Origin of the sequence: Chitinophaga sp. YR573, assembly GCF_900110995.1 — a bacterium.
GTDB lineage: Bacteria > Bacteroidota > Bacteroidia > Chitinophagales > Chitinophagaceae > Chitinophaga.
Genome location: NZ_FOJF01000001.1, coordinates 3,279,586 through 3,302,650, shown reverse-complemented (window position 1 = coordinate 3,302,650; position 23,065 = coordinate 3,279,586). Strand labels below are relative to the sequence as shown.

The following is a 23,065-nucleotide window of genomic DNA, read 5'->3' as shown; positions in this document are numbered from 1 at the left end:
TTAATTCCAAAATGAAGTGTAACCACTATTATTTAATTGGATTTGCATTTGCAACAGCTTCTTATGGCTTTCCGGAAATTTAGTATCAATCTTCTCTAACAGCGCTTTAATTACATTACCACATTTGTTTTCATTCCCTTCTATCCTGGATAATATTTTCATCATAATCATTTCATCCAGGCAAGTGAATAACCATTTTCTCGAAGTGGTCTTTGGAGGCTGTAATACTGCATTATATGCGCAATAAATTAATATCTCATTTCTTACGCGATAGGCAAATCTGAAAGGAGAATTAATTAATATGCTGTTTATCTCTTCCAATTCTTTTATAATCTTCCGGCCGGCATCAGGGTTTTCATTATATGCAGTATTTGCATCCTGTAATTGACCCTGAAAAAAATCAGCACTGATATATACATCGGGATATTCCCAGTCGTTATCCGCTAAGCCAAGCCCCTTATTCAGATCTACTTCATTCATCTCAATGGTCATAGCCCTGTCCAACACCTTCCGGCTAAAGGAATGCGTTGTCTCATCCATATTGACAGTGCCCATCACAATAAGGTTAGGCGGCATCGTAATCCCTAATGAAAGAAACTGCTGACGCAGAACCTCATCATTTTCTAATCCTAAGCTTAACCAGAAAGAAGGATCGTCATTACTGTATGACAATATATTTTCCTTGCTAATAAAGGCATCCGAGTAAATTTGTCCTTCATGAAAGCGTCGGGTTTCAATAATGCTAAGGAATTCTGCAAAATATTGTTCAACTTTTGCAAGGTTCATTTCATCCAGGCATAACCAAAAAGGAACCTGTGCATAACGCCATGCTTTTATAATAAATCGGATAAAAGCAGTAGGATAATACCTGAGTATTCCTTCTCTTTGTAAAGTATAACCCATTAATTCAGAAGAGTCATACCAATCAGGCTTCACCTTTATTAACTCAAAATTGCCTGGTCTGTCAGGATATTGCAGTTCTTTCTCCGTACAGGTCTTGTAAGCGAGTGTACGTATCATGCTTGATTTCCCCACACCACTTATTCCGGCAAGCAGCACAAATGGTTTTGCCTTAACTGCCATTAAAATCTGCCGGTATTTATCTTTAAAGTCTATTGTATTTTGTACCCGTACCTCTTCTGTGATACTTACATCACCCGATTGCTCATAAAAAGTCAGTCGTGTATTTCCCAAATTAATGTCCGTTTCTTTAACATTTGTAGTTACTATATCCGTCAGTCCTAGTAATTTTTTACTACAATCTTCTAAAAGATCGGATGCTGCCCCATTCTTAAATATCCTCTGCAAATCATTTACCCTTCCCAGTCTTCCCTGAGGATTGTCAATTTCAGCATTCCATATTGGGTAACCATAGTTAGTTCCTAATGATCTCATCCATGCCCAGTCAGACGGAATACTCCTTTCACTCATCACATACATTACCAGCAAAACATCATCTTTCCTAGCGATATACTCATGCTCTTCATATTCAAAAACCCATTCATCCAGATGAAAATTATATTTGGTATAAATCTCCTCTCCCATTACCTCTGTAAAAAATGCCTTATTCAGATGCTTACATATATAGAAGACTTTAGCGCCTGGATGATAAGTGTCTAATCTATCTGAACATGAGAATATATATTTTCCATCATGAGATAGGATGTGAGGATAATCCTTATTCTTCCCTCCCTTTATTTCGCATATCTGTATGTTTTCCATTTTTCGAGGTCGTTTAAATCAAATTTAAGAGTTTCTATCTTCAAAAAAACAAATAATTATATGATTATCAATACGATATGCACACTAACGGATCAATATAAGATTGGTAATATTAGAATGAAAATTCAATACTAACAGATGATGCTTAAGTAATCATTTTAGCCTCAAACCATCATTTTCTTAAAAATTTTGTCCACATTTGCATAAATAACCTTGTATACGATTGTCATCCCCTAAAAAATTATGGAGCAAATAGCGATCGGAAAATGTGTCTATATCATTAATACAGGAAAGAACCTTTATAAGATCGGTAAAACCCAGGATCTTCAAAAGCGTCTCGCTTCCTATCATACCCACCTGCCCGTTATGTTCCGCGTTATCAGGCAATATGCCTCCGCAAACATGTCGGACCTGGAAGAATGCCTGCATATCATATTTCAGCATAAACGTGTAAAAGGAGAATGGTTTGAACTCAATAAAGACGACCTCGTTATCTGTGATAATATTGCCCGCAGCTATGCAGTAACCAACCTGCATAAACAGGCTCGGAAGTATGCAACCATTCATTACAGCGACAATCCTCTGCTCCAGGTAATGGAAGCCAACGAAAAATACTTACAGGACTATTCCCGTGTTGCCCAGGATATTGAACTGGGATTAAATACAGACGAAGTATTCGAACTGCATGAAGGAACTGTTGCCAAAGCCGTTATAGAAACCGTAAGACGACTCTTAAAATACCGTACCCCTAACTCAGAATTCCTGAGTAAATGGCTGAAAATCGTCAATGACCTCGGAGAAGGCATCAGCGAATCAGCTATACTGGAAAGATATAAAGGACAAATCAGCCGCACTACCGTACAGATGATCAAAAGAATCCTCAGGAATCAACTGTATTAAACCTTCATCTTCTGGTTATATAAAAAATGTTAAAATAGACTATTTGTTAAACCTCAACGTTAGATAGCTATCTAACTTATAAACAGTCAATAGACCAGAAGATGAAAACGAAAATATATATGCTCACAATACTTATGGCCCTTGTAAGTATTACAGCATTCGCACAGCGTGGAGGCAGAGGGCATTTTGCCATGGGAGGAGGACGTTTCTCAGCAGGCCCAAGAGTTAGCGTAGGCGTAGGTGTTTATGGCGGTGGATTCGGAGGGTACTACCACTCTCCTGGTTACTACTACAGACCTCACTATCGCTTCTATGGTCCGCCAATAGGATTCACAATGGGAATATTACCTTACGGCTTCCTGACATTTAATACCGGCTTTGGCCCTTACTACTATTACGACGGTACATTCTACCAGCCGTACTACGATCAACAGCAAAAAGTAGATGAATACCAGGTAGTAGATCCTCCTATGGGAGTGGTCGTACCTACCCTGCCTAAACATGCAGAAACAGTAACGATAGACGGAAATACCTATTATCAGAAAAATGGTACCCTGTACCAGGAAATAGTACAGGACAACGTTACCAAATACGTGGTAGTTGGTAAAAATGGTCAGCTGGACAATGGTTCTTCAGATCAGCAGCAGGGACAGCAACCCCAGGAACAGCAGCAGCAACCAACCACTCCTCCACAGGAAACGGTCATGGCACAGTTGCCCAGTGGTAGCAGAGGCGTAGAAATTAATGGTCAGCAGTTATATGTTTCTCCGGACGGAATGTACTACCAGGAAGTAACTAATCCGGACAATTCCAGAGGTTACAAAATTGTAGGCAAGATGTCTGCAGGGAATTAAGAAGGAGATAGAAATTTACGGGTGGAATATAGTAGTTCGCTATTATATTCCACCCGTCATTTTTAGCCGGGAATTACGCAGTCAACTATTCATGTGAAAATATTTAAATATTACCTTTCTGTTACGATAGTACCCTAAATCGGAACTTAAGCTAGTTTTATTGAGAAGATTTTAGTAGCTTTAAGAAAGCTTTAACATTCTAAGTACCCTAACTGTGAATGTATCTCAAAAATAACCGATAACCGTCTTTATGCTATTTTTATGGAACCCACTACTTCCTACAACGAAAAAGAAGCCCGACAGGGAATTCCCTATGTGATGTTGCTTTTAAATTCTTTTCAGTATCAATTTAGCCATTACACCATTTGTAAGCATTTTGGTTTAGTAAAAGGATAACTTCCATCAAACTTTCTACTACTTATGTTGTTATACAGAACATCAGTTCTTTTACAACATATCCGCCATTCTCCCATCTGTGAGAATCCGGCCGTTTAGCCTTCTATAATCCACACTATGAAAACACTTACCAGTTCGTAGCAACAGGATGGGATCGCTTTGCCTTCCCGGACCCAACAGAAAAGAATTATTACAGCGGTATTACGTAACACGATGATTGAATAATCATGGTACCGGCAATGTATTGTCCGTAACCAAAATCAAAAACCATATGAAAGATCCTGTTATTATAGGACTGACGCCCTTTGAATGTCCTGATGTAAACCTTGTCAAGGCCCTGGCTAAAGCCAAAGCGTTCCCGGTACTTCACCTTGGACGCGATAAAGCTGTCGCTGTTAAAGCATTGGAAGCACTGAAAGACCTACCGGACTTTGGCGTATGTTTCCCCGCAACAACAGATTTTGCCGATCTCCCTCTACCTAAACAGGTATCCATTGTAATAGCGTCTTTCGGCACTAAAATGGCCCCCAGAAAGAATGTACAGCTATTCTACCAGGTACATAGTCTGGCAGAAGCGCTGCAGGCTAAAGCCAATAATGCAGATGGAATTATCGTAAAAGGAAATGAAAGCGCCGGAAAAACCGGGGAAGAATCGTCCTTTATACTATTTCAACAGATAATCCCCGCACTTCCCGGTACGGATATATGGGTACAGGGCGGTGCAGGAATTCACACATCTTCTGCATTAATCGCTACAGGTGCAAAGGGAATAATTCTGGATAGTCAACTCGTATTATTTCCGGAATGTAATGCCCCTTCTTCCATTAAAAATGTATGCGAAAAATTAAATGGAAATGAAACACGTGTGATTGATAATTTTCGTGTACTCGTTCGTCCTAACTCTCCGGTTATACCAGAGAATCCAACATTTGCAGATATAGAAAAATATCTTGGCCTGCTTGATCTCGACAAAGGGTATCTCCCATTAGGACAAGACATCGCCATTTCAATCGATCTTGTTAAACGATATAAAAAACTCAGCAGGCTGATTACCGGTATCCGGGAAGGCATCCGTGGCCATCTGCACCAGGCGAAGACAATGAATGTTATTAGTCCGGGTAATGCACTGGCACAGGAATTAAACATTCCTTACCCTATCGCACAAGGCCCGATGACACGTGTAAGCGATGTACCTGCATTCGCAGAAGCTGTGGCTAATGCCGGTGCCTTGCCCTTCGTGGCCCTCTCCTTATTAAAAGGAGAAAGCGCACTGCAATTAATTCAACAAACCAAGAAGCTGGCTCGCGACAAGACCTGGGGAGTAGGTATACTCGGCTTTGCTCCCCAGGAATTGCGCGACGAACAGATTGAATATATTAAGCAGGAAAAACCACCTATTGTACTCATTGCCGGTGGCAGACCTTCTCAGTCTAAAGCACTGGAACAAATGGGCATCAAATCATTCCTGCATGTTCCTTCGGCTTCTTTATTAGACATGTTTATTAAAGAAGGCGCCAGAAGATTTGTTTTCGAAGGCAGAGAATGTGGTGGTCACGTAGGCCCCCTATCCAGCCTGGTATTATGGGAAAAACAAATCGACCGCTTACTACAGGAAGACCATGCGGAACAACTCAATATCTTCTTTGCCGGCGGTATCCATGATTCCTTATCCACCGCCTTCATTTCTGTAATGTCTGCTTCACTGGCCACCAAAGGAGCTAAAATAGGTGTGCTGATGGGAACCGCTTATATCTATACAAAAGAAGCAGTGGAAACCGGGGCTATCCTCCAACAGTTTCAGGACCAGGCCATCAAACATACCAGCACTGTATTACTGGAAACAGCGCCTGGTCATGAGACCCGTTGTTTACAATCTCCTTTTGCCGACTTCTTTACTGAAGAGAAAAATAAACTGATTGCTGAAAACCTGGATAAAAAAGAAATCTGGGGCAAACTGGAACAACTAAACGTTGGCCGGTTGAGAATTGCGGCAAAAGGGCTGGACAGAAAAGACAATGACCTCATAACTGTTGATACAAAACAACAGGTAAAAGACGGCATGTACATGATAGGCCAGGTGGCTGCCATGAGAAATGAGATCGTCTCCATGGCCGACTTACACAAAGAAGTAGCCGTTAATAATTTCACACATATACAATCGGCTGTTTTATCAGCCCCCATCAATGCACCGGAAAAAGCATTGGACGTAGCCATCATCGGCATGGCCTGTATCTATCCGGGCGCTAAAAACATTGAGGAATTCTGGAGCAATATCCTTGCAGGAAAAGATTGTGTAACAGAAGTCCCGGATGAACGCTGGAATAAAGAATTGTATTATGATGGAGCTTCTACAGATGGGGATAAAACACCTTCCAAATGGGGTGGCTTCATTCCCCGTATCGACTTTGATCCTGTTGCTTTCGGTATTCCGCCACAGTCTCTGGCCGCCATCGATCCTACTCAGTTATTAAGTTTACTAGTAGCAAAACAGGCACTTGAAAATGCAGGTTATGCAGATAAAGATTTTAATGGAGAAGATGTCTCTGTCATCATAGGTGCGGAAGGAGGAAATGACCTGGCTAATAACTATGGGTTCCGCTCCCTCTACCGGCAGTTCTTAGGTGAAATGCCGGCAGAACTGGATAACGCCCTACCTAAACTTACAGAAGATTCCTTCCCGGGAGTATTGGCAAATGTTATCTCCGGCCGTATCACCAACAGGCTGAACCTGGGTGGCCGTAACTATACAGTAGATGCTGCCTGCGCCTCCTCTCTGGCGGCGATTGACCTGGCCTGCCAGGAACTGATCCTCGAAAAATCAGATATGGTGCTGTCTGGTGCTGCCGACCTTCACAATGGCATCAACGATTACTTAATGTTCTCCAGCACACATGCATTGTCTAAAACCGGCCGCTGTGCTACTTTCGACTCAGCTGCGGATGGGATTGCATTAGGTGAAGGTGTGGCCATGATAGTACTGAAAAGACTGGCAGACGCTAAACGTGATGGCGATACCATCTACGCTGTTATCAAAGGTGTAGGCGGTTCCAGTGATGGTAAAAGCCTGGGCTTAACGGCTCCGCGTAAAGCAGGACAAATAAAAGCACTGGAAAGAGCATACGAACAGAGTGGTGTTTCACCGGCTTCCGTAGGACTGGTAGAAGCACATGGTACCGGTACCGTAGTAGGTGATAAAACAGAATTAAGCGCCATCTCTGATATGCTGATACAGTCCGGCGCTATTACCGGACAGGCTCACCTGGGCTCTGTAAAAACACAGATAGGACATACCAAGTGCGCAGCAGGATTAGCCGGATTGATCAAAGCTACCCTTTCTGTATATCATGGCGTAAAGCCCCCCACTCTGCACATCAAGAATCCTAACAGCTACTATAATGAATCCACCAGTCCCTTCCTCTTCAATACAGAAGCAGGTTTGTGGATGGATGATATTCGTCGGGCAGGTATCAGTGCCTTCGGTTTTGGTGGCACTAACTTCCATGCAGTCATTGAAAATGAAGGCAATCGACCGGAAGAAAAAGCGGTTACAAAAGCCTGGGCATCTGAACTGTTTGTTTTCAGAGGTAATGTAAAACAGTCCTTGCAATCTGTACGCACACTGCTTGAAAACAATGATAACATCTCCCTGAAAGATGTTGCCTACAGCCTGATAGTTAAAAGTGATGAACCCATTCAATTATCTATCGTAGCGAATAACAGGGAAGATTTAATGTTGAAGATAGAGCTGGCATTATCCGGAGCTAACGCTAAAGAAATATATGTAACACAAAAACTGGAAGGTAAAGTAGCATTCCTTTTCCCTGGACAGGGAAGTCAGCGTATCAACATGGCAAGAGAACTGTTTGTAACATTCCCGGTTATGCGCAGACTGTTAAAAAACAATCCTTCCTATGAAAAGATCCTGTTCCCTAATGCAGTATTCAATGATAATGCTGCTAAAAAACAGAAGGAGCAGATTAAAGATACCCGTGTTGCGCAACCGCTGTTAGGCGTGGTAGACCTGGCAATTGCCAACCTGTTAAAAGAACTGGGTATTCAGCCGGATATGGTAGCAGGACATAGCTATGGTGAATTGCCTGCCTTATGTTTTGCAAATGTATTCTCAGAAGACCAGCTAATACCGCTCAGTGAGAAAAGAGCAAAATCCATCCTCGATGCAATAGTAGATGACAAAGGCGTAATGGTAGCGGTGAACTGTTCTAAAGAAGAACTGGCCACTATTGCGAAAGAAGAAAATGGGGTGTACCCGGTGAATCATAATTCTCCGTTGCAATGGGTATTGGCTGGTACTACAAAAGATATGGAACGCTTCATGGAACAACTGAAGCAGTTGAAAATATCCTATAAACAGCTGGAAGTTGCCTGCGCATTCCACAGCCCTTTATTATCCGGCTCCAAAGCATTGTATAAAAAGGCTATCAGCGATGTTACTTTCAGCAGCCCATCCATCCCGGTATGGTCTAATACTACTACAAAAGTATATCCTACTGTAGCTAAAGACATCAAAGAACTGCTGACAGATCATCTTGTTAAACCTGTACGTTTTACAGAAGAGATTGAACAGATGTATGAAGCAGGTGCCAGGGTATTTGTAGAAGTGGGTCCGGGTAAAGTATTATCAGGTCTTACAAAATCAATTATCGGAAAGGATGAACTGATTCTACATACAGAAGATAAACAGGCGATCACTCACCTGTTAAATACTATCGCCAGATACATTGCCAGCGGCAGGGAAGTAAAACTGGAAAAGTTATTTGATGGCAGGGATGCACAGCTCCTGCAATTAGATACACCTGAACAATATAAAAAGAGCAGTACGGTATGGTATGTAAACGGACAGTTATCGGTTCCATCCGTAGGTAAACTGCCAGCACATGGTGCATTGCCCATTACACAGCCTTTACAGCTGGTTAAACAGGTGGTAACAGCTACTGTTGGTGGTAATGCGGAACATATGGTGCAGGAATACCTGAACAGTGTAAAATACCTGGTGCAGGCACAAAGGGATGTGATACTGGGTTACCTGGGACATTCTCCGGCTACTTTCAGTCAGCCTGAAATAGTGCCGGTTCCATTGAAAAAGGAGATTCCTGCTCCTGCTGCACAACAACCCGAAACTATTCAGGTACATATCAAAAGAGATCCTAAGAAAATCCTGATAGAAGTAGTGAGTGATAAAACCGGTTATCCTCATGAAATGCTGGGTATGGATATGGACATGGAAGCTGACCTCAGTATTGACTCTATCAAACGTATGGAAATCATTGGTGAGTTAAGAACACAGTTAGGTGGTTTTAAAACTGCCGGTAAGAGTGATGAAGCAGTTGTTGAGCAATTATCTGGTATCAAAACATTAAGTGGATTATTACAGTGGATAGCAGATAATGTAGATAATAACATTCCTGATACAGGTGGTATCTCTTTACAACATGCCATACAGCAACCAACGGCTACGGCTGAAAAAAGCTGGTCTGAACAGGATATCAGGAGTACCATATTACTTACTGTAAGTGAAAAAACCGGCTACCCACAGGATATGCTGGGACTGGACCTCGACCTGGAAGCTGATCTCAGTATAGATTCCATCAAACGCATGGAAATACTGGGAGAGCTGAAAGTGAAGATAGGCGGCTTTGCTCAGTCGGAAGATAAAACAGAAGCATTGGCCGCTATCAAAACATTGAACGGATTAGTAAGCTGGATTGCGGCAAACATGATATCCTCTTCCGAAACAATAGCCACCATCACAGAAACACCTGTTGTTGCTAAGAAAGAAGTATTATCACGTATTCGTTTTGCATTGACGCCTTCCCGCTTTGGCAATGCCATTCCGGAGAATTTAAACGGACAGCAATTCGCTATCACAGATGATGGCAGCAGAGTTGCATTATCTATTAAAACACTTTTGGAACAACAGGGAGCTGTTGTTAATATTATCACAGACAGTGATTCCCTGGAAGGATATAATGGGTTGATCATCCTTGATATATTAGCGACTTCTCAGAGAAAGAATATCCTGAGTGCATTTGATACCATCAAGAAATTACATCCTGAAACTGTAAAGTGGGTATATGCCATATCAGGGATAGAAGCTACTACAGATAATACCCAACTCAGAAATTACCAGGGTTATCCGGGTTTCTTAAAAAGCCTCGATAAAGAGTGGGACAATACCAAATGCAGAAGCATCAGCCTCACTGGCACACTATCTCCGGAAGAAATTGCGACTATCACCTTAAATGAAATCCGGCATCCGGATGAACCGGCAGAAGTCATCTACCAGGATGGTATTCGTCATACTTTTGAACTGATACATTCAGCAATACCTACCGGCGACACTTCCAATATCCAGCTGGATAAAAACGGTGTGATATTAGTGCTTGGTGGTGCACAGGGTATTACATCAGAACTGATGATACGTTTCTCTAAAGACTATCCCTGCAATTATATCCTGGTAGGCAGATCAGCGGATCCCCGCAAAGAAGGCCGGAATAAATATGCTGCATTCAGTAACAAAGAAGATATCAAAAAACAACTGATTACAGAAGGAGAATTCAGTAAACCTGCTGAGATAGAAAAGAGAGCTTCAGATATTCATAAGTGTAATCAGATCCTGCATACCATTACTTCCCTGGAAGCAAACGGTGCTACCGTTACTTACCATATGCTTGATCTCAGAAATGAACAGGAACTGAGTCATTTAATCAGCAATATTTATAAAGATTATGGGAAGATAGATGGGGTGATTCATGGAGCAGGCCTATTAGAAGATAAACTGTTTCAGCAGAAAACGTCCGACTCTTTCGAAAGAGTGTTCTCTACCAAAGTAACACCGTTAAGAATACTGGCAGAGCAATTACGCCCTGATGTGCAGTTCGTAATTCTGTTTTCCAGTGTAGCTTCTGTGTATGGTAACCGTGGTCAAACAGATTACGCAGCAGCAAATAGTGTGATGGACCGTTACGCATGGGAGTTAAAGAAAACGCTCAAAGGGAAAGTAACTGCTATCAACTGGGGACCATGGAAAGGCACCGGCATGGTGTCTCCTACCCTGGAGAAAGAGTATGAACGCAGAGGTATTCCGTTGATTCCTTTAAAAGATGGCATGGAGATCTTTGTAAATGAACTGAAATATGGCAATGAGAGCCAGGTGCTGATTATGGCTGAATAACCCAAACCATACAAATGAAAAACCAGGTAGATATAGCGATTATCGGAATGTCCGGTATTTTCCCGGGTGCGGGTGATATCCCTACGTTCTGGAATAATATAATAACTAAAAAAGACGCTATCCAGTTAGTGCCCGAAAACCGGTTAGATGCCACTTTCTTCGACCCTTTGTCCAACGCTGTTGACCGGTTCTATTGCCGTCGTGGAGGATTTATAGATGAATTTGCGGCCTTTGATCCTATTAAATTTGGTATCCTTCCGCTAGCGGTGGAAGGTACAGAACCTGAACAACTGCTTACCCTTTCCCTTGCCCAACAGGCGCTACAGGATGCAGGTGTGCTGGAAGGGGATTTAGAGAAAACCGGTATCATTATAGGGAAAGGCAATTATACTGGTCCTGGTGCTACTCGTGCAATAGAAATTGTAAGGACAGGAGAGCAGATCGTACAGGTACTACAAACGTTATTACCCGATCTGAAAAGTGAGGACCTCGATAAAGTAAAAAAAGAGTTCCAGGTTAAGAAGGGCCGTTTCGGACCGGATACAGCGATGGGACTGATACCTAACCTCGTAGCTTCGTTGGTCGCCAACAGGCTGAATCTCGGTGGTGCAGCCTATACTATTGATGCCGCCTGTGCAAGTTCCCTGCTTGCGGTTGACCATGCCATGCAGGAATTGAGTTCTCATCGCTCCGATATGATCATTGCCGGAGGTGTGCATGTTTGTCAGAATGCCCCCTTCTGGAGCATCTTCACACAGCTGGGCGCATTATCCAGAGTGGGTCAGATTCGTCCTTTTGATCAGCGGGCGGATGGTTTGTTGATAGGAGAAGGATGTGGGTTTGTGGTGCTGAAAAGGCTGGAAGATGCGGTTAGAGATAAAGACAGGATTTATGCAGTGGTGAAAGGAACGGGGGTTTCCAGCGATGGAGCAGGAACAAGTGTGATGAGTCCTTCTCAGAAAGGGCAGTCTAAAGCCATTTTACAGGCATGGCAAAATGCAGGGATTGATGTGAATGAAGTGGGATATATTGAAGCACATGGCACAGGTACTCCTTTGGGAGATAAGACAGAACTGGATACACTGGCGGGCATATTCGGTAGTGGCAAAGGCCGGTCAAAGGCCGGTATAGGCACTGTCAAGTCTATGATAGGGCATGCAATGCCGGCGGCAGGTATTGCCGGGTTAATCAAAACGGCCCTGGCATTATACCATCACAAACTACCGCCTACCCTTCATTGTGAAGAGCCTTTAGCTGCTATGCAGCAAACCCGCTTTGAACCGGTGAGTGAAGTGCGGGACTGGGATGAGTTACCTAAACTGGCTGGTATTAACGCCTTCGGTTTTGGGGGTATTAATGCACATGTGGTAGTGGAAGGCTTTACATCTCCTGTGAAACCTGTTTTCAATGGTATTTCTTCCACTAAAGCAGATGTACTGTTACTTGCAAGACCTGATGCAGATACTCTCACCAAAGCCTTAGAAAGAAACGATACAGACCCCGGACGTGGTAATTACAGGATTGCCTTATTCAACCCTACTCCTGAACGTATCAAAAAAGCAATTAAAATAGTGAGCAGGGGCCTCCCCTGGAGAAATAAGCAGGATATCTGGTTTACTAATGATCCCCTTATCAGCAAAGGTGGCAAAGTAGCCTTCCTCTTCCCCGGCTTAGATGGCCTCTCCGGTGGTGAAGTAGACAGCGTAGCTGAATATTTCAGGCTGCCCCGTTTTGAATCTGCACAGGCTACTTCTGATGGCGTATTAGACTCTGCGTTACAGTTACTTGAAAGGAGTAGAATAGTGGATAGTGCATTGAAACAACTGGGTATTATTCCAGATCTCAACGCAGGCCATAGCCTGGGAGAATGGCTGGCCGGAAGATCTTCCGGACTGGCAGAAGAATCTTCTGTTCTCGCTCTGCTGCAGGAACTCAATCCCGCTTCTTTCGAGCAGAAAGATGCAAAGTTTCTTGTCATCGGCTGTGGATACGATCGCATCGCTCCTTATCTGAAAAATATCAAAGACCTCTATCTTTCCATGGATAACTGCCCTCAGCAGGTAATCTTATGTGGTACAGGCAAAGCAGTAGAAACACTGATGGTTATCCTGAGGGAAGAACAAATCTTCCATCAGGTACTCCCTTTCCAGTCAGGCTTCCACTCTCCTTTCGTAGAAAATAAACTGGATATATTACTGACAGGTATCAGCAAAGTTAGTTTCCAGAAGACGACCATTCCTTTATGGTCTGCCACTACCCTGGATATCTATCCGGAAAGCGTGGAAGCTATCCGTGATCTCAGCATCGATCATCTGATAAAACCTGTTCGCTTCCGTGAACTCACAGAGAAACTATATAATGAAGGCGTAAGGGTATTTATACAAGCCGGCTCCGGTGGCTTGATAGGTTTTGTAGATGATACACTGAAAAACAAAACATACAGCGCTATTGCCGCCAACGTACCTATAAGATCAGGTATAGAGCAGTTACAACGTGTGTTGGCAGCCCTGTTTACTGAAGGAAAAGATATTAATTACTCTTTCTTGGGGATAGAAAATAAATCAAAATCAAACCCTGTAAAACTACAGCTGGGATCTCCTATAGTAAAAGATCTGAGCTCTCTTAAAAGTCTACAGATTACTAAGAAAGCTACACCTATACACGAATCAGTCGGTTCTCCTGTAATGAAAGCATTCCAGGAAAACTGTGATGAAATAGCTGCTATCCAGGAAGAAATTATTGCCCTGTTCAATGACAGGCCTGCCATACTGAACCCTGTATCAAACTATCATCCCATCACCTTAAATCCTTTACCAGATAAATTAAACCCCGTATCCAAACAGCTGGATATCTCTCTGGATAATACTCCTTATCTCATAGATCATGCCCTCATCAGGCAAAAACCAGGATGGCACTGCCCTGATGACATGGACCCGGTAATCCCCATGACTATGATCTTCGAACTATTCGCAGACATCGCCAAAGAAAACGCACCCGGTAGAATAGTAAACAAAATCTCTCATATCCAGGTATTCCAATGGATGAACGTAGCCACTCCCTTCCGGGAAACCATCACCGGAGAATGGAAAGATGCCAGCAACATCTCCATGAACCTGGAAAATTATGCTAACGCATCCGTAGAACTATCTGATAACTATCAAAAACCAACCATATCTTCCCTTCAAACAGGTAACCCTTTACACATCACCAAAACCCCAACACAGATCTATGAAGAACATATGTTCCATGGCCCCGCCTACCAGGGAATAAAAGAGATAACAGCAGTAGGCGGCAAAGGCATCACCGGTATCATAGAAAGCAGCACCGGCAAAGGCTCCTTACTTGATAATGCAGGACAACTCTTCGGTCTCTGGTTACAACTCACCTTAGAAAAAGACCGCATCGCCTTCCCTGTTAAAATCCAGGAAGTAGCTTTCTATGATAACATGCAGGACCAACAGGGCTCTTTTGAATGTACCTGTGAACTCACAGAAATGAACGATGAATTTGCCACTGGTAACATCATCCTCAAAAGAAATAATAAAGTATGGGCTGTTATCACCGGATGGCAAAACAGGAGACTGGAAATAGATGAAGCGCTATGGAGAATATCCATGTCTCCATTACATAACAGAATGTCTGAAGAGATAGCCCCTGGTATCTTTATGTTCCACAACGCTTACCAGCGTGTAGTCTCCTGGGATTTTATCCTGAAAAGATATTTCAATCAGACTGAAAAAGCATACATCCGTTCTCTCCTTCCCAACAAACGCAAGGAAAGAATTATCAGTCGCGTTGCAGTAAAAGACGCCGTAAGAGCTTTACTGAAACAACAAAAACAGGAAGCATATTATCCCATAGAATTCGAAGTCTGTACAGATGCAACCGGACAACCATTCCCGCAAGGATCAATGACCAACGGTATCAATATCTCTATCGCACATAAAAATACAGACGCTGTAGGTATTGCCCGGTTTGACAAACCAGTAGGAATAGATATCGAAGAGATCAGTGAAAAAAGTACCGGCTTCACAGAACTCGTCTTTTCTGAAAGCGAGCTGAAACTGATAACAGATCCGGAATGGATTATCCGTGGCTGGGTAGCCAAGGAAGCATATGGGAAATACCTGGGTAAAGGTTTACAGGGCAATCCCAAAGCATACGCAATAGAAGAAATAACCGGAGATACTTTAAGAATCAAAGACGTTCACATCAAAACAATCAAACATAATAACTACATAATAGGATGGACACTGTAACTAAAAGAAAATTGAACAGCGAGGAAATATTTGCTGTATTGAAAGTTTTTATCACCGAAGTTATCGGGGAAGAGTTTGTAGAAGACATGGATATCTCCAGAGAAAGTTCCTTTACCAAAGATCTCGAAATGGACAGTATTGAAATTGTATCATTTTCAGAAAAGGTAAAAGCTCATTTTGGAGAGAACATTGATTTTACCGGCTGGCTCTCGGGCATGGACCTGGATCAGCTGATCAATCTCAAACTAGATGACATCATAAAACACATTGAAACATGCCAGTAATCAAAGTCAACAATGCCACTGTACACATTCAGGAACTGAATAAAGGGGCAAAAGAAACAGTATTGCTGATTCATGGTATGTTCAGCAATCTGTCTGTTTATTATTTCAACATCGCACCCATCCTGGCGCAGAACTTTCATGTAGTCATGTACGACATGAAAAGCCATGGTATGAGCGCCAAATCCAAGGACGGCTACGACCTCAATACCATGACAGACGACCTGCTGGCCCTGATGGAAGCCCTGGGACTGAAATCCGTATACCTGGCAGGGTATAGTTACGGTGGACTCGTAGCCCTTAAAATGGCCATGCGCTATCCCGGCAGAGTTAAAAAGCTGGCAGTCATAGAAGCCCCCGATCCCAGCGATAATGAAACCCTGGGTATCATCGACATCTACAGTAAAGAGTTCCTGGTAGACTATATCAACAACTTTACTGATACCACTAAAATGCGCATGGGCAAAAGACAGCTGGATAAAAATCACAGGATGTACGAATACCTGTTTAATGAAACATCCATTAAGTCAGACATGCACAACGAACGGGCATTCTTCAAAGACACAACTATCAGTAACATCTCACACGACACCTTACTGCTGTATGGTAAGGATTCAAATTGCATTGATTCGGGAAAGAAATTATACGACACAATCATCAGGTCTAAACTGGTCTTCGTAAAAGGAGATCACAATGTTCCTATACAACAACCGGAAGAAATTGCTAACAGGCTGAAAGACTTTTTTGAAGGATGGCATATCAAATTCAAACAAATCAATAGCAGATTATGGCAAGGTTTGCGTTCATAGTACCACCCCTTACGGGTCATGTTAATCCAACACTCAGTCTTGGTGCAGAATTGCTGCAAAGAGGACATGAAGTAGGCTGGATAAGTCTGGATGCTTCACTGGAAAACCGTTTACCGCAGGGCGGACGGCTACTGCTGCTGCAATACGACCAGAACGATGTAGAAAAAAGAGACAGTGAACAATACCTGGATCAGATCACTAAAAAGAATGTATCCGGTATAGAAAGCATCAAGTTTTTATATGAAGAGGTATTGATACCGCTTAACAGGTATATGTTTGAAGGCATTACCACTATTCTGGATGCTTTTAAACCAGATGTGATCATCAATGACCATCAGCTGTTTTCCGGTGCTATCGCTGCCTGTAAAATGGAGATCCCTTATGCTACTTCTGTCACCGCTCCGGCAGCTGTTAAAATGATGGAAGATTTACCCGGTGTACATGAATGGGAAATCAGGCAGATCGTTGCATTACAACAGGAACTGGGTATTCCGTACGACAGAGCTATAGTATGTTCCGAAGCCCTCACCATGATCTTTACCTCTAAAGATTTCTTTGGAGATATGTCCCTGCCTCCCTGGTATAAATTCATTGGTCCTGTTATTCAGCACAGAACAACCGTCACTGCTTTTAACTGGGAAAAACTGTACCACCTGGGTGATGTGCCAAGGATATTAGTGTCCATCGGTACTACGTTCGACCATACCTATAAAAAAGAATTCTTTCAGAAAGTGATTGAAGCACTGGGCAATGAACCTGTGTCTGTAGTAGTGGTATCCGATCCTTCTCTTTTTGAAGAGTGGCCGGACAATTTCGTAGTGCAGGAGAGAATCCCTCAACTGGAATTACTACCCCACCTGGATGCCGTTGTATGCCATGGCGGACATAATACCGTATGTGAGAGCTTGTCTCATGGCCTGCCCCTGGTGGTGATACCCATTGCGTATGACCAGTCGCACGTAGCCGGTCGGGTGATACAGGTAGAGAGTGGTGTACGGCTGAACTACAAACGTTTCAAAGCAGCACACCTGCATACCGCAGTATGGGAGATCCTCCGCAACCCGGCATATAAAGAAGCCGCCAAACGGATACAATCATCCTTTGAACAATCCGGTGGTGCTGCTACTGCTGCTAATCTGCTGGAAGAACTGGTGCTACAGCCTACTTCCAGTCAGGCCTTTTACCGTAACCGCTTTTATTAAAATAAAGAACCGATTATGCCAAAATTCATGTTTGTGGTACCGCCCTTCTTTGGGCATATCAGTCCTACACTAAGCGTAGGCGCCAGCTTAATTTCCAGGGGCCACCAGGTAGTATGGGTAGGTATCAAAGAACTGGGCGCTGAACATATTCCTGCAGGCGGGAAATTCATCGTTCCTCATGAAGAACTGGCAGAACATCAACCAGATATCCAGCGCATCCTCAAAATGCAGGATGAAGGCCCTAAACTTTCCGGGGTAGAAACCCTTAAACTGGCACTGGAAGAAACCTATCTCCCCTTCTGCCGTTATATCATGAAGGGATTATCCCGTATAGTAGACGAGTTTCAACCCGATGTGATCATCAGCGATTGTATCACATTTGCCGGCGCTATCTGCGCCTATAATAAAGGCATCCCCTGCGTAACAACTACCCCTGTTCCTCCTGATGTAACAGGCGACACCATGCAATCTCCTAAAATATTCGAATGGCAAAAAAACCTCATCCTGGGCCTGCAGCGTGAGTTTGGCGTGTATACAGACGACTACGTGATCCATTCCCGCGACATGAACATCGTCTTTACCTCTAAAGAATTTGCCGCCAGTAAAGACACATCTGAGCATATGCAGTATGTAGGTCCTGTGAAGGGAAGGCCCAACAATACCCCTTTCGACTGGGACAGACTGGCTGCTGTTACCACCCCCAAAGTATTCGTATCCCTGGGTACCTTACTGGTAGACATCCGCAAAGATTTCTTCCAGAAACTCATTGAAGCATTTGCAGATCAGCCACTCACCATTGTAGCTGCTACTGATCCCGCCATCTTCGATAAATGGCCGGACAATTTCATCCTGCAGGGTTATGTGCCACAGTCTACCCTCATGCCGCATATGGATGCCGTGATTTGTCATGGTGGGTTTAATACTGTCAATGATGCCTTCCTGAATGGTTTACCCATGCTTATCACACCTATTGCCTACGACCATTTCCATACCGCCTCTCTTATAGAGAATGCCGGTTGCGGCGTGAAACTGCGCTATAAACGCCTGCGGGTAAGCGACCTTAAAACCGCTATGTGGGATGTACTTGAAAATGAAAAGTACCGGCTGGCTGCACAGCGTATCCAGGATACTTTCATCAAAGCAGGCGGCAACGAGAAGGCAACGGAATTACTGGAAACATTTGCACAGAAAACATATGAACAGACAACTACTCTTTCCTGAAAGAATCCTTTACGGAGATGGTATAACACCATTTAATATTGTCTTTGTTGTGAAAATAGCAGGAACCATCTCCCATGAAAACCTCCGGAATGCCCTTACAAAAGTGCAGGCTAAACATCCTTTATTAAGATCGGGTATTAAAACCGATGATAAAAAGATGCCTCACTTCTTTATCAACGGGAATGTACCGGAAATCCCTATACGCATCATAGAACGCAGATATAATGACGACTGGATAGAGGCCTCTAAAGATGCCTGGGCCAATGTATTCGATACGCAAAATGGTCCTATGATGAGCATCACCTGGATAAAATCTCCTGCTAGCTCAGAACTGCTCATGAGCCTTCATCATTGTATGTGTGATGGTGGAGCAGCGATGTTGCTGATCCGGGAAATACTGGACCTGCTGGATAATCCTGAGAAAGAAATTGGTCAGCATACAGCCTACACAACTATACAGGATATTGTTCCCCCGGAAATATTACGGAGTCGCAAACAGTTATTCAAAGCAGGATTGAGTGGCGCCGTTATAAGGTTTGTATTATCCGCAGCATCTGCATTCATCTCCCCGGGCAAAACGGTGAAATTGAACCGGGAGTCAGACTATCTTATCAGCTGGAAGTTCAGTAAAGCTGATTCCGCCGCCTTATTCAAAGCCTGTTCCGCAGCAGGCGTCACCGTGAACACCGCCTTATGTGTAGCATTCCTGACTGCCTTCCGGGAAGTGAGGGGTGCTGCTGCGCATAACAAAGTAACCTGCCCCGTAGATATCAGGAAGTTCGTGGAGAATATCAGTAAGGATACCATGTTTTCTTTTGGCCTTGCACTTATTTTATCCATGGAGAAAGATCCTTCCATGAGTTTCTGGAACAAGACCCGTCTGTTACAAAAGAAAGTCACAGAGAAAATGGCAGCCATGAATCCTTACGATTTCCTGATGACCTTCGAAAATGCACATGCTATAGTACATAAATTGCGAAAGGTACTCACCTACGGTAAAGTAGGTAATGACCTGATGTTCTCTAATATGGGGAAACTGGACATCCCCCGGCATTTCAATACGTTTGATATTGAAACGATTTACAGTCCTTCGGTGATTGGTCCCTTTGCCAATCCCACTACAATCATTACTTCCACGTTCGACAACCAGATCGACTTTACATTTATTTCTAACGATGGGCTGCTACCTTATTTAGATGCCCTGTCTATCAAAGACAGCGCTATCACATTATTGCAGCACGAAACGGCTCCCGTAGCAGAGACGGTATTATCCTAATAATCTTACTATGAACAGACAATTAATCATCGGAGAAAGGATCATGTATGTAAATGCAAAAGAAACTGTTAACTGTATATTCACCGCCAAGATCCGTGGCAGTATTACTGAGCAACAACTTAAGACCGCCCTTGCCGGTATCCAGCGCAAACACCCTTTATTGCGGGTAGTGATCCGTGAAGATGAAAAGGGCAGACCCTATTTTGTATCCAACACCCAGATTTCTGAAATCCCTGTGCAGATAGTGGAGCGCTTTTCTGATGATGACTGGATAGCGGCTTCCGAAGCGGAATGGGAATACCACTTTGATGTGCAGAAAGGACCACTGGCCAGGGTACTCTGGCTGCGATCCGATGATGTGTCAGAACTCCTGCTGGTATGCGCTCATTGCATCTGCGATGGCACCTCCATCCTTACGTTAATGCGGGAAATGCTGCTGCTGCTGGACCATCCTGATACCCCACTGGAACCCTATGAATCTTTTGAATCTGTGCATGCGCTCATCCCCCCTCATATTCTCTTTGATAAAAGGAAGAAGATAAAAGCCTGGCTCTCTTCACATATAGCCGGATTCTTTTTATCCCTCAAAACCAGTAAGAAAAACATAGCTCCAGGCAAAAGCTACCTGTTACACTGGAAGATGGATGAGGAAAGCTCTACCATACTTACCAATCTTTGCAAACAGCAGAAAACCGCCCTGCATGCCACCTTCTCGGTCGCATTCCTGGAAGCCATGCGGGACCTTAAGGGGGATAAAGCAAAAGGTAATGTCATCTACCCGGTAGACATCCGCAGGTATATCCCTGAAATAAAAAACGATCATCTCTTTGCCTTTGCACCCATAGAGGGATTGCCCATCATAAAAGATAACTCTGCCGACTTCTGGACCAAAACCCGGAAACTCCGCAATGACCTGGCCGGCAAAATAGATGTAATGAACATCCATGAATTATTGTTGATGAGTGAGTACTTCCATTCATCCGTAAAAAAAATCGTTACCTATCTGAGGTCCAATGAGGGGACACATGATGTGACCCTGTCTAATATGGGACGCCTTAATATCCCGGACAGATACGACTCTTTCCAACTGGAAACCATCTACAGCCCCAGCGCCTGCTTCCCCTGGAGAAACCCGAACACACTGGTGATCACTAATTACCGGGGAGAGATAGACTTCAGCTTTATTTCCAATGAGAGCTTCCTTACAAAAGAGGATGCCACGGTGCTGACCGACAGGATGATGGAATTACTGTTTGAGAAGATGGGCGTTTTAGAACAAGCATAAATCATTTTGTATGGAATTGCCCGGAGAACACATCCTGAAGAAGTTCACTAAAAAGCAACTGCTCATCTCTATTATCTCTAATGTGATTATCAACGGAATTGTGCCTTATTTCAATTTCGAAGACCGGCATGCCGTTCATCTGTTCCGGGGTGCTCATCCGCTGGCGAGATATGTATTGCCTATGGCCGTGTTCCTTCCTTTTTTCATCACCTTAGATATATCAAAAAAAACCATCACGCTCATAGAACAACACACGGGAGGTATGCTGTTCTCCCCCCATTTCCCTAAGAACAAATTCCTGTTTAGAACGGCGGGCGTAAACGCAACTATTACATTATCAGTAATATTATGTTTAATGCTTGCTTTACATGCATCTTTACCCCCTGATTACAGCTTTGACGGGTTGCTTCTGTCGATCGTATCAGGACTGCTGGGCGGAGCCATGGCTGTCATTTTTGTACTCCAGCCCATCAATAAGGTAAAAAAGCTGTATCCTGTCTAACACTCGGGAATATTACATAATTTAGTGACAGTGAAGTTCACTAAATAGAACCATGCATGAAAAGGATTATCGCATTGATTGTGTTCATATTGCCACTTGCACTGAACGCACAGACTAAACTTGCCGAAAACATTGTTGAAGACCTTACTACAAAAATGGGAGAACGTTACCTGGCGCAAACGGACCTGGGGATGTTATTTGTAGCGGAAGAGCTGTCGCGCAGCGGTTCCGGTGGTCTTGATATTGATAAAACAATGACAGAACTGAAAAGCGATCCGGCAGCCCTGGATGCTGCACTGAAGTTTTACTACCAGTACAGTGACTGTAACAGGCAGCAATTGATCGCTAATCTGAAAACATTGGGTATAAAGGAAAACAGTGTATTCCCCGTTGCTACTTATACCGTTAATAAATTCAAAGGTGAAGCGAAGACTTTGCTGGAAGATAAAGCGGCATTGGTGAAATCGGGAGGAATGCCGGTATTACCGCCTCCGGGTTCAGCAAAAGCGAAGCCGGTACCAACACCAGCATCTTCTGATAATGATAACAGTACAGCTACAGAACCTGCTCCTGCAACCGCTACTACTCCAGGTACAGTTGCTGAACCAGGGACTACTACTCCTGCAGCAGCAAAACCTGCTGAAGATGGATATAACTGGGACGTACGTACCTTGTTCAAACTTCGCAAACCGGAACAACTGGAAGAATTATATGGTAAGGAACATGTAACGTCACATGGCGCTACAGACCTTCAGGGTAATGATGCCGGTACCGCTTATTACGTGTTCCCGGATACAGATAACGAGATGGAAGTAATTTTTGATGGAGAGAATGGTACTGCCATCACCTTCACCAAAGAACACTCCAAATGGAAGTCTCCTTTCGGGATTAAAGTAGGTGATCCATTGGATAAAGTAACAAAAGTAAATGGCAGACCCTTTAAGATAAACGGGTTTGAATGGGAAAACGGAGGAACAGTAGATAGCTGGGAAGGTGGAGCCTTTGCAGGTAAAGGAGTAGGTGTACTCTTTAAAGCCAACAATACCGGAGACCCTAAATTATACGACCAGGTAACAGGTGGTAAGAAGATAAAAACAGATCAGTCTGTGCTGAAGAAACTGGACGTTGTTGTAGAGAAAATTGTATTCAAAAGCAATTAATCAGCT

The 23,065-nt window shown here is 43.4% G+C and carries 13 protein-coding genes; 12 read left to right on the top strand and 1 reads right to left on the bottom strand.

What is annotated here, in order from left to right:
* Positions 1-1,722 (bottom strand): McrB family protein, encoded by a 1,722-nt coding sequence (locus tag BMW86_RS13905; RefSeq protein WP_089782344.1) that lies wholly within the window; start codon positions 1,720-1,722, stop codon positions 1-3.
* A 243-nt stretch (positions 1,723-1,965) separates the two neighbouring features.
* Here BMW86_RS13905 and BMW86_RS13900 point away from each other — a divergent pair, with 243 nt between their 5' ends.
* From BMW86_RS13900 to BMW86_RS13845, 12 genes are all read left to right on the top strand, one after another.
* On the top strand, positions 1,966-2,622 hold the full coding sequence (locus BMW86_RS13900; RefSeq protein WP_089782343.1) for a GIY-YIG nuclease family protein: 657 nt from the start codon (positions 1,966-1,968) through the stop codon (positions 2,620-2,622).
* Between the two features lie 119 nt (positions 2,623-2,741).
* Positions 2,742-3,476 (top strand): DUF6515 family protein, encoded by a 735-nt coding sequence (locus BMW86_RS13895; RefSeq protein ID WP_143056569.1) that lies wholly within the window; start codon positions 2,742-2,744, stop codon positions 3,474-3,476.
* 667 nt (positions 3,477-4,143) lie between these two features.
* Positions 4,144-11,064, top strand: a complete 6,921-nt coding sequence (locus BMW86_RS13890; protein WP_089783679.1) for a type I polyketide synthase — start codon at positions 4,144-4,146, stop codon at positions 11,062-11,064.
* Between the two features lie 14 nt (positions 11,065-11,078).
* On the top strand, positions 11,079-15,323 hold the full coding sequence (locus BMW86_RS13885) for a type I polyketide synthase (protein WP_089782341.1): 4,245 nt from the start codon (positions 11,079-11,081) through the stop codon (positions 15,321-15,323).
* Positions 15,311-15,607: an acyl carrier protein gene (locus tag BMW86_RS13880; RefSeq protein ID WP_089782340.1), complete on the top strand. Its 297-nt coding sequence runs from the start codon at positions 15,311-15,313 to the stop codon at positions 15,605-15,607. The genes BMW86_RS13885 and BMW86_RS13880 overlap by 13 nt, the downstream gene beginning before the upstream one ends.
* Positions 15,598-16,413 carry an alpha/beta fold hydrolase gene (locus BMW86_RS13875; protein ID WP_089782339.1) on the top strand — a complete coding sequence of 272 codons (816 nt, stop codon included), beginning with the start codon at positions 15,598-15,600 and terminating at the stop codon, positions 16,411-16,413. Before BMW86_RS13880 ends, BMW86_RS13875 begins: the two co-directional genes overlap by 10 nt.
* The gene (locus BMW86_RS33020) at positions 16,392-17,615 is read left to right on the top strand and encodes a glycosyltransferase (protein ID WP_089782338.1); all 1,224 of its coding nucleotides are present in this window, start codon (positions 16,392-16,394) and stop codon (positions 17,613-17,615) included. Before BMW86_RS13875 ends, BMW86_RS33020 begins: the two co-directional genes overlap by 22 nt.
* Positions 17,616-17,630: 15 nt before the next feature.
* Complete coding sequence (locus tag BMW86_RS33015; protein ID WP_089782337.1) at positions 17,631-18,836, top strand: glycosyltransferase; 1,206 nt, start codon at positions 17,631-17,633, stop codon at positions 18,834-18,836.
* Positions 18,811-20,112 carry a condensation domain-containing protein gene (locus BMW86_RS13860; protein ID WP_089782336.1) on the top strand — a complete coding sequence of 434 codons (1,302 nt, stop codon included), beginning with the start codon at positions 18,811-18,813 and terminating at the stop codon, positions 20,110-20,112. The genes BMW86_RS33015 and BMW86_RS13860 overlap by 26 nt, the downstream gene beginning before the upstream one ends.
* 10 nt (positions 20,113-20,122) lie before the next feature.
* Positions 20,123-21,397 (top strand): condensation domain-containing protein, encoded by a 1,275-nt coding sequence (locus tag BMW86_RS13855; RefSeq protein ID WP_089782335.1) that lies wholly within the window; start codon positions 20,123-20,125, stop codon positions 21,395-21,397.
* Positions 21,398-21,407: 10 nt separating this feature from the next.
* Positions 21,408-21,899 (top strand): hypothetical protein, encoded by a 492-nt coding sequence (locus BMW86_RS13850; protein WP_089782334.1) that lies wholly within the window; start codon positions 21,408-21,410, stop codon positions 21,897-21,899.
* A gap of 56 nt (positions 21,900-21,955) precedes the next feature.
* On the top strand, positions 21,956-23,059 hold the full coding sequence (locus tag BMW86_RS13845; RefSeq protein WP_089782333.1) for an RAD23 family protein: 1,104 nt from the start codon (positions 21,956-21,958) through the stop codon (positions 23,057-23,059).
* The last annotated feature ends 6 nt before the right edge of the window (positions 23,060-23,065 follow it).

Excerpts from the sequence above, each read along its gene's own strand:
- BMW86_RS13850 (WP_089782334.1), top strand. The coding sequence starts at position 21,408 with ATGGAATTGCCCGGAGAACACATCCTGAAGAAGTTCACTAAAAAGCAA.
- BMW86_RS13905 (WP_089782344.1), bottom strand. The coding sequence starts at position 1,722 with ATGGAAAACATACAGATATGCGAAATAAAGGGAGGGAAGAATAAGGAT.
- BMW86_RS13875 (WP_089782339.1), top strand. The coding sequence starts at position 15,598 with ATGCCAGTAATCAAAGTCAACAATGCCACTGTACACATTCAGGAACTG.
- BMW86_RS13895 (WP_143056569.1), top strand. The coding sequence starts at position 2,742 with ATGCTCACAATACTTATGGCCCTTGTAAGTATTACAGCATTCGCACAG.
- BMW86_RS33015 (WP_089782337.1), top strand. The coding sequence starts at position 17,631 with ATGCCAAAATTCATGTTTGTGGTACCGCCCTTCTTTGGGCATATCAGT.
- BMW86_RS13900 (WP_089782343.1), top strand. The coding sequence starts at position 1,966 with ATGGAGCAAATAGCGATCGGAAAATGTGTCTATATCATTAATACAGGA.
- BMW86_RS13890 (WP_089783679.1), top strand. The coding sequence starts at position 4,144 with ATGAAAGATCCTGTTATTATAGGACTGACGCCCTTTGAATGTCCTGAT.
- BMW86_RS13880 (WP_089782340.1), top strand. The coding sequence starts at position 15,311 with ATGGACACTGTAACTAAAAGAAAATTGAACAGCGAGGAAATATTTGCT.
- BMW86_RS13885 (WP_089782341.1), top strand. The coding sequence starts at position 11,079 with ATGAAAAACCAGGTAGATATAGCGATTATCGGAATGTCCGGTATTTTC.
- BMW86_RS13855 (WP_089782335.1), top strand. The coding sequence starts at position 20,123 with ATGAACAGACAATTAATCATCGGAGAAAGGATCATGTATGTAAATGCA.
- BMW86_RS13860 (WP_089782336.1), top strand. The coding sequence starts at position 18,811 with ATGAACAGACAACTACTCTTTCCTGAAAGAATCCTTTACGGAGATGGT.
- BMW86_RS33020 (WP_089782338.1), top strand. The coding sequence starts at position 16,392 with ATGGCAAGGTTTGCGTTCATAGTACCACCCCTTACGGGTCATGTTAAT.
- BMW86_RS13845 (WP_089782333.1), top strand. The coding sequence starts at position 21,956 with ATGAAAAGGATTATCGCATTGATTGTGTTCATATTGCCACTTGCACTG.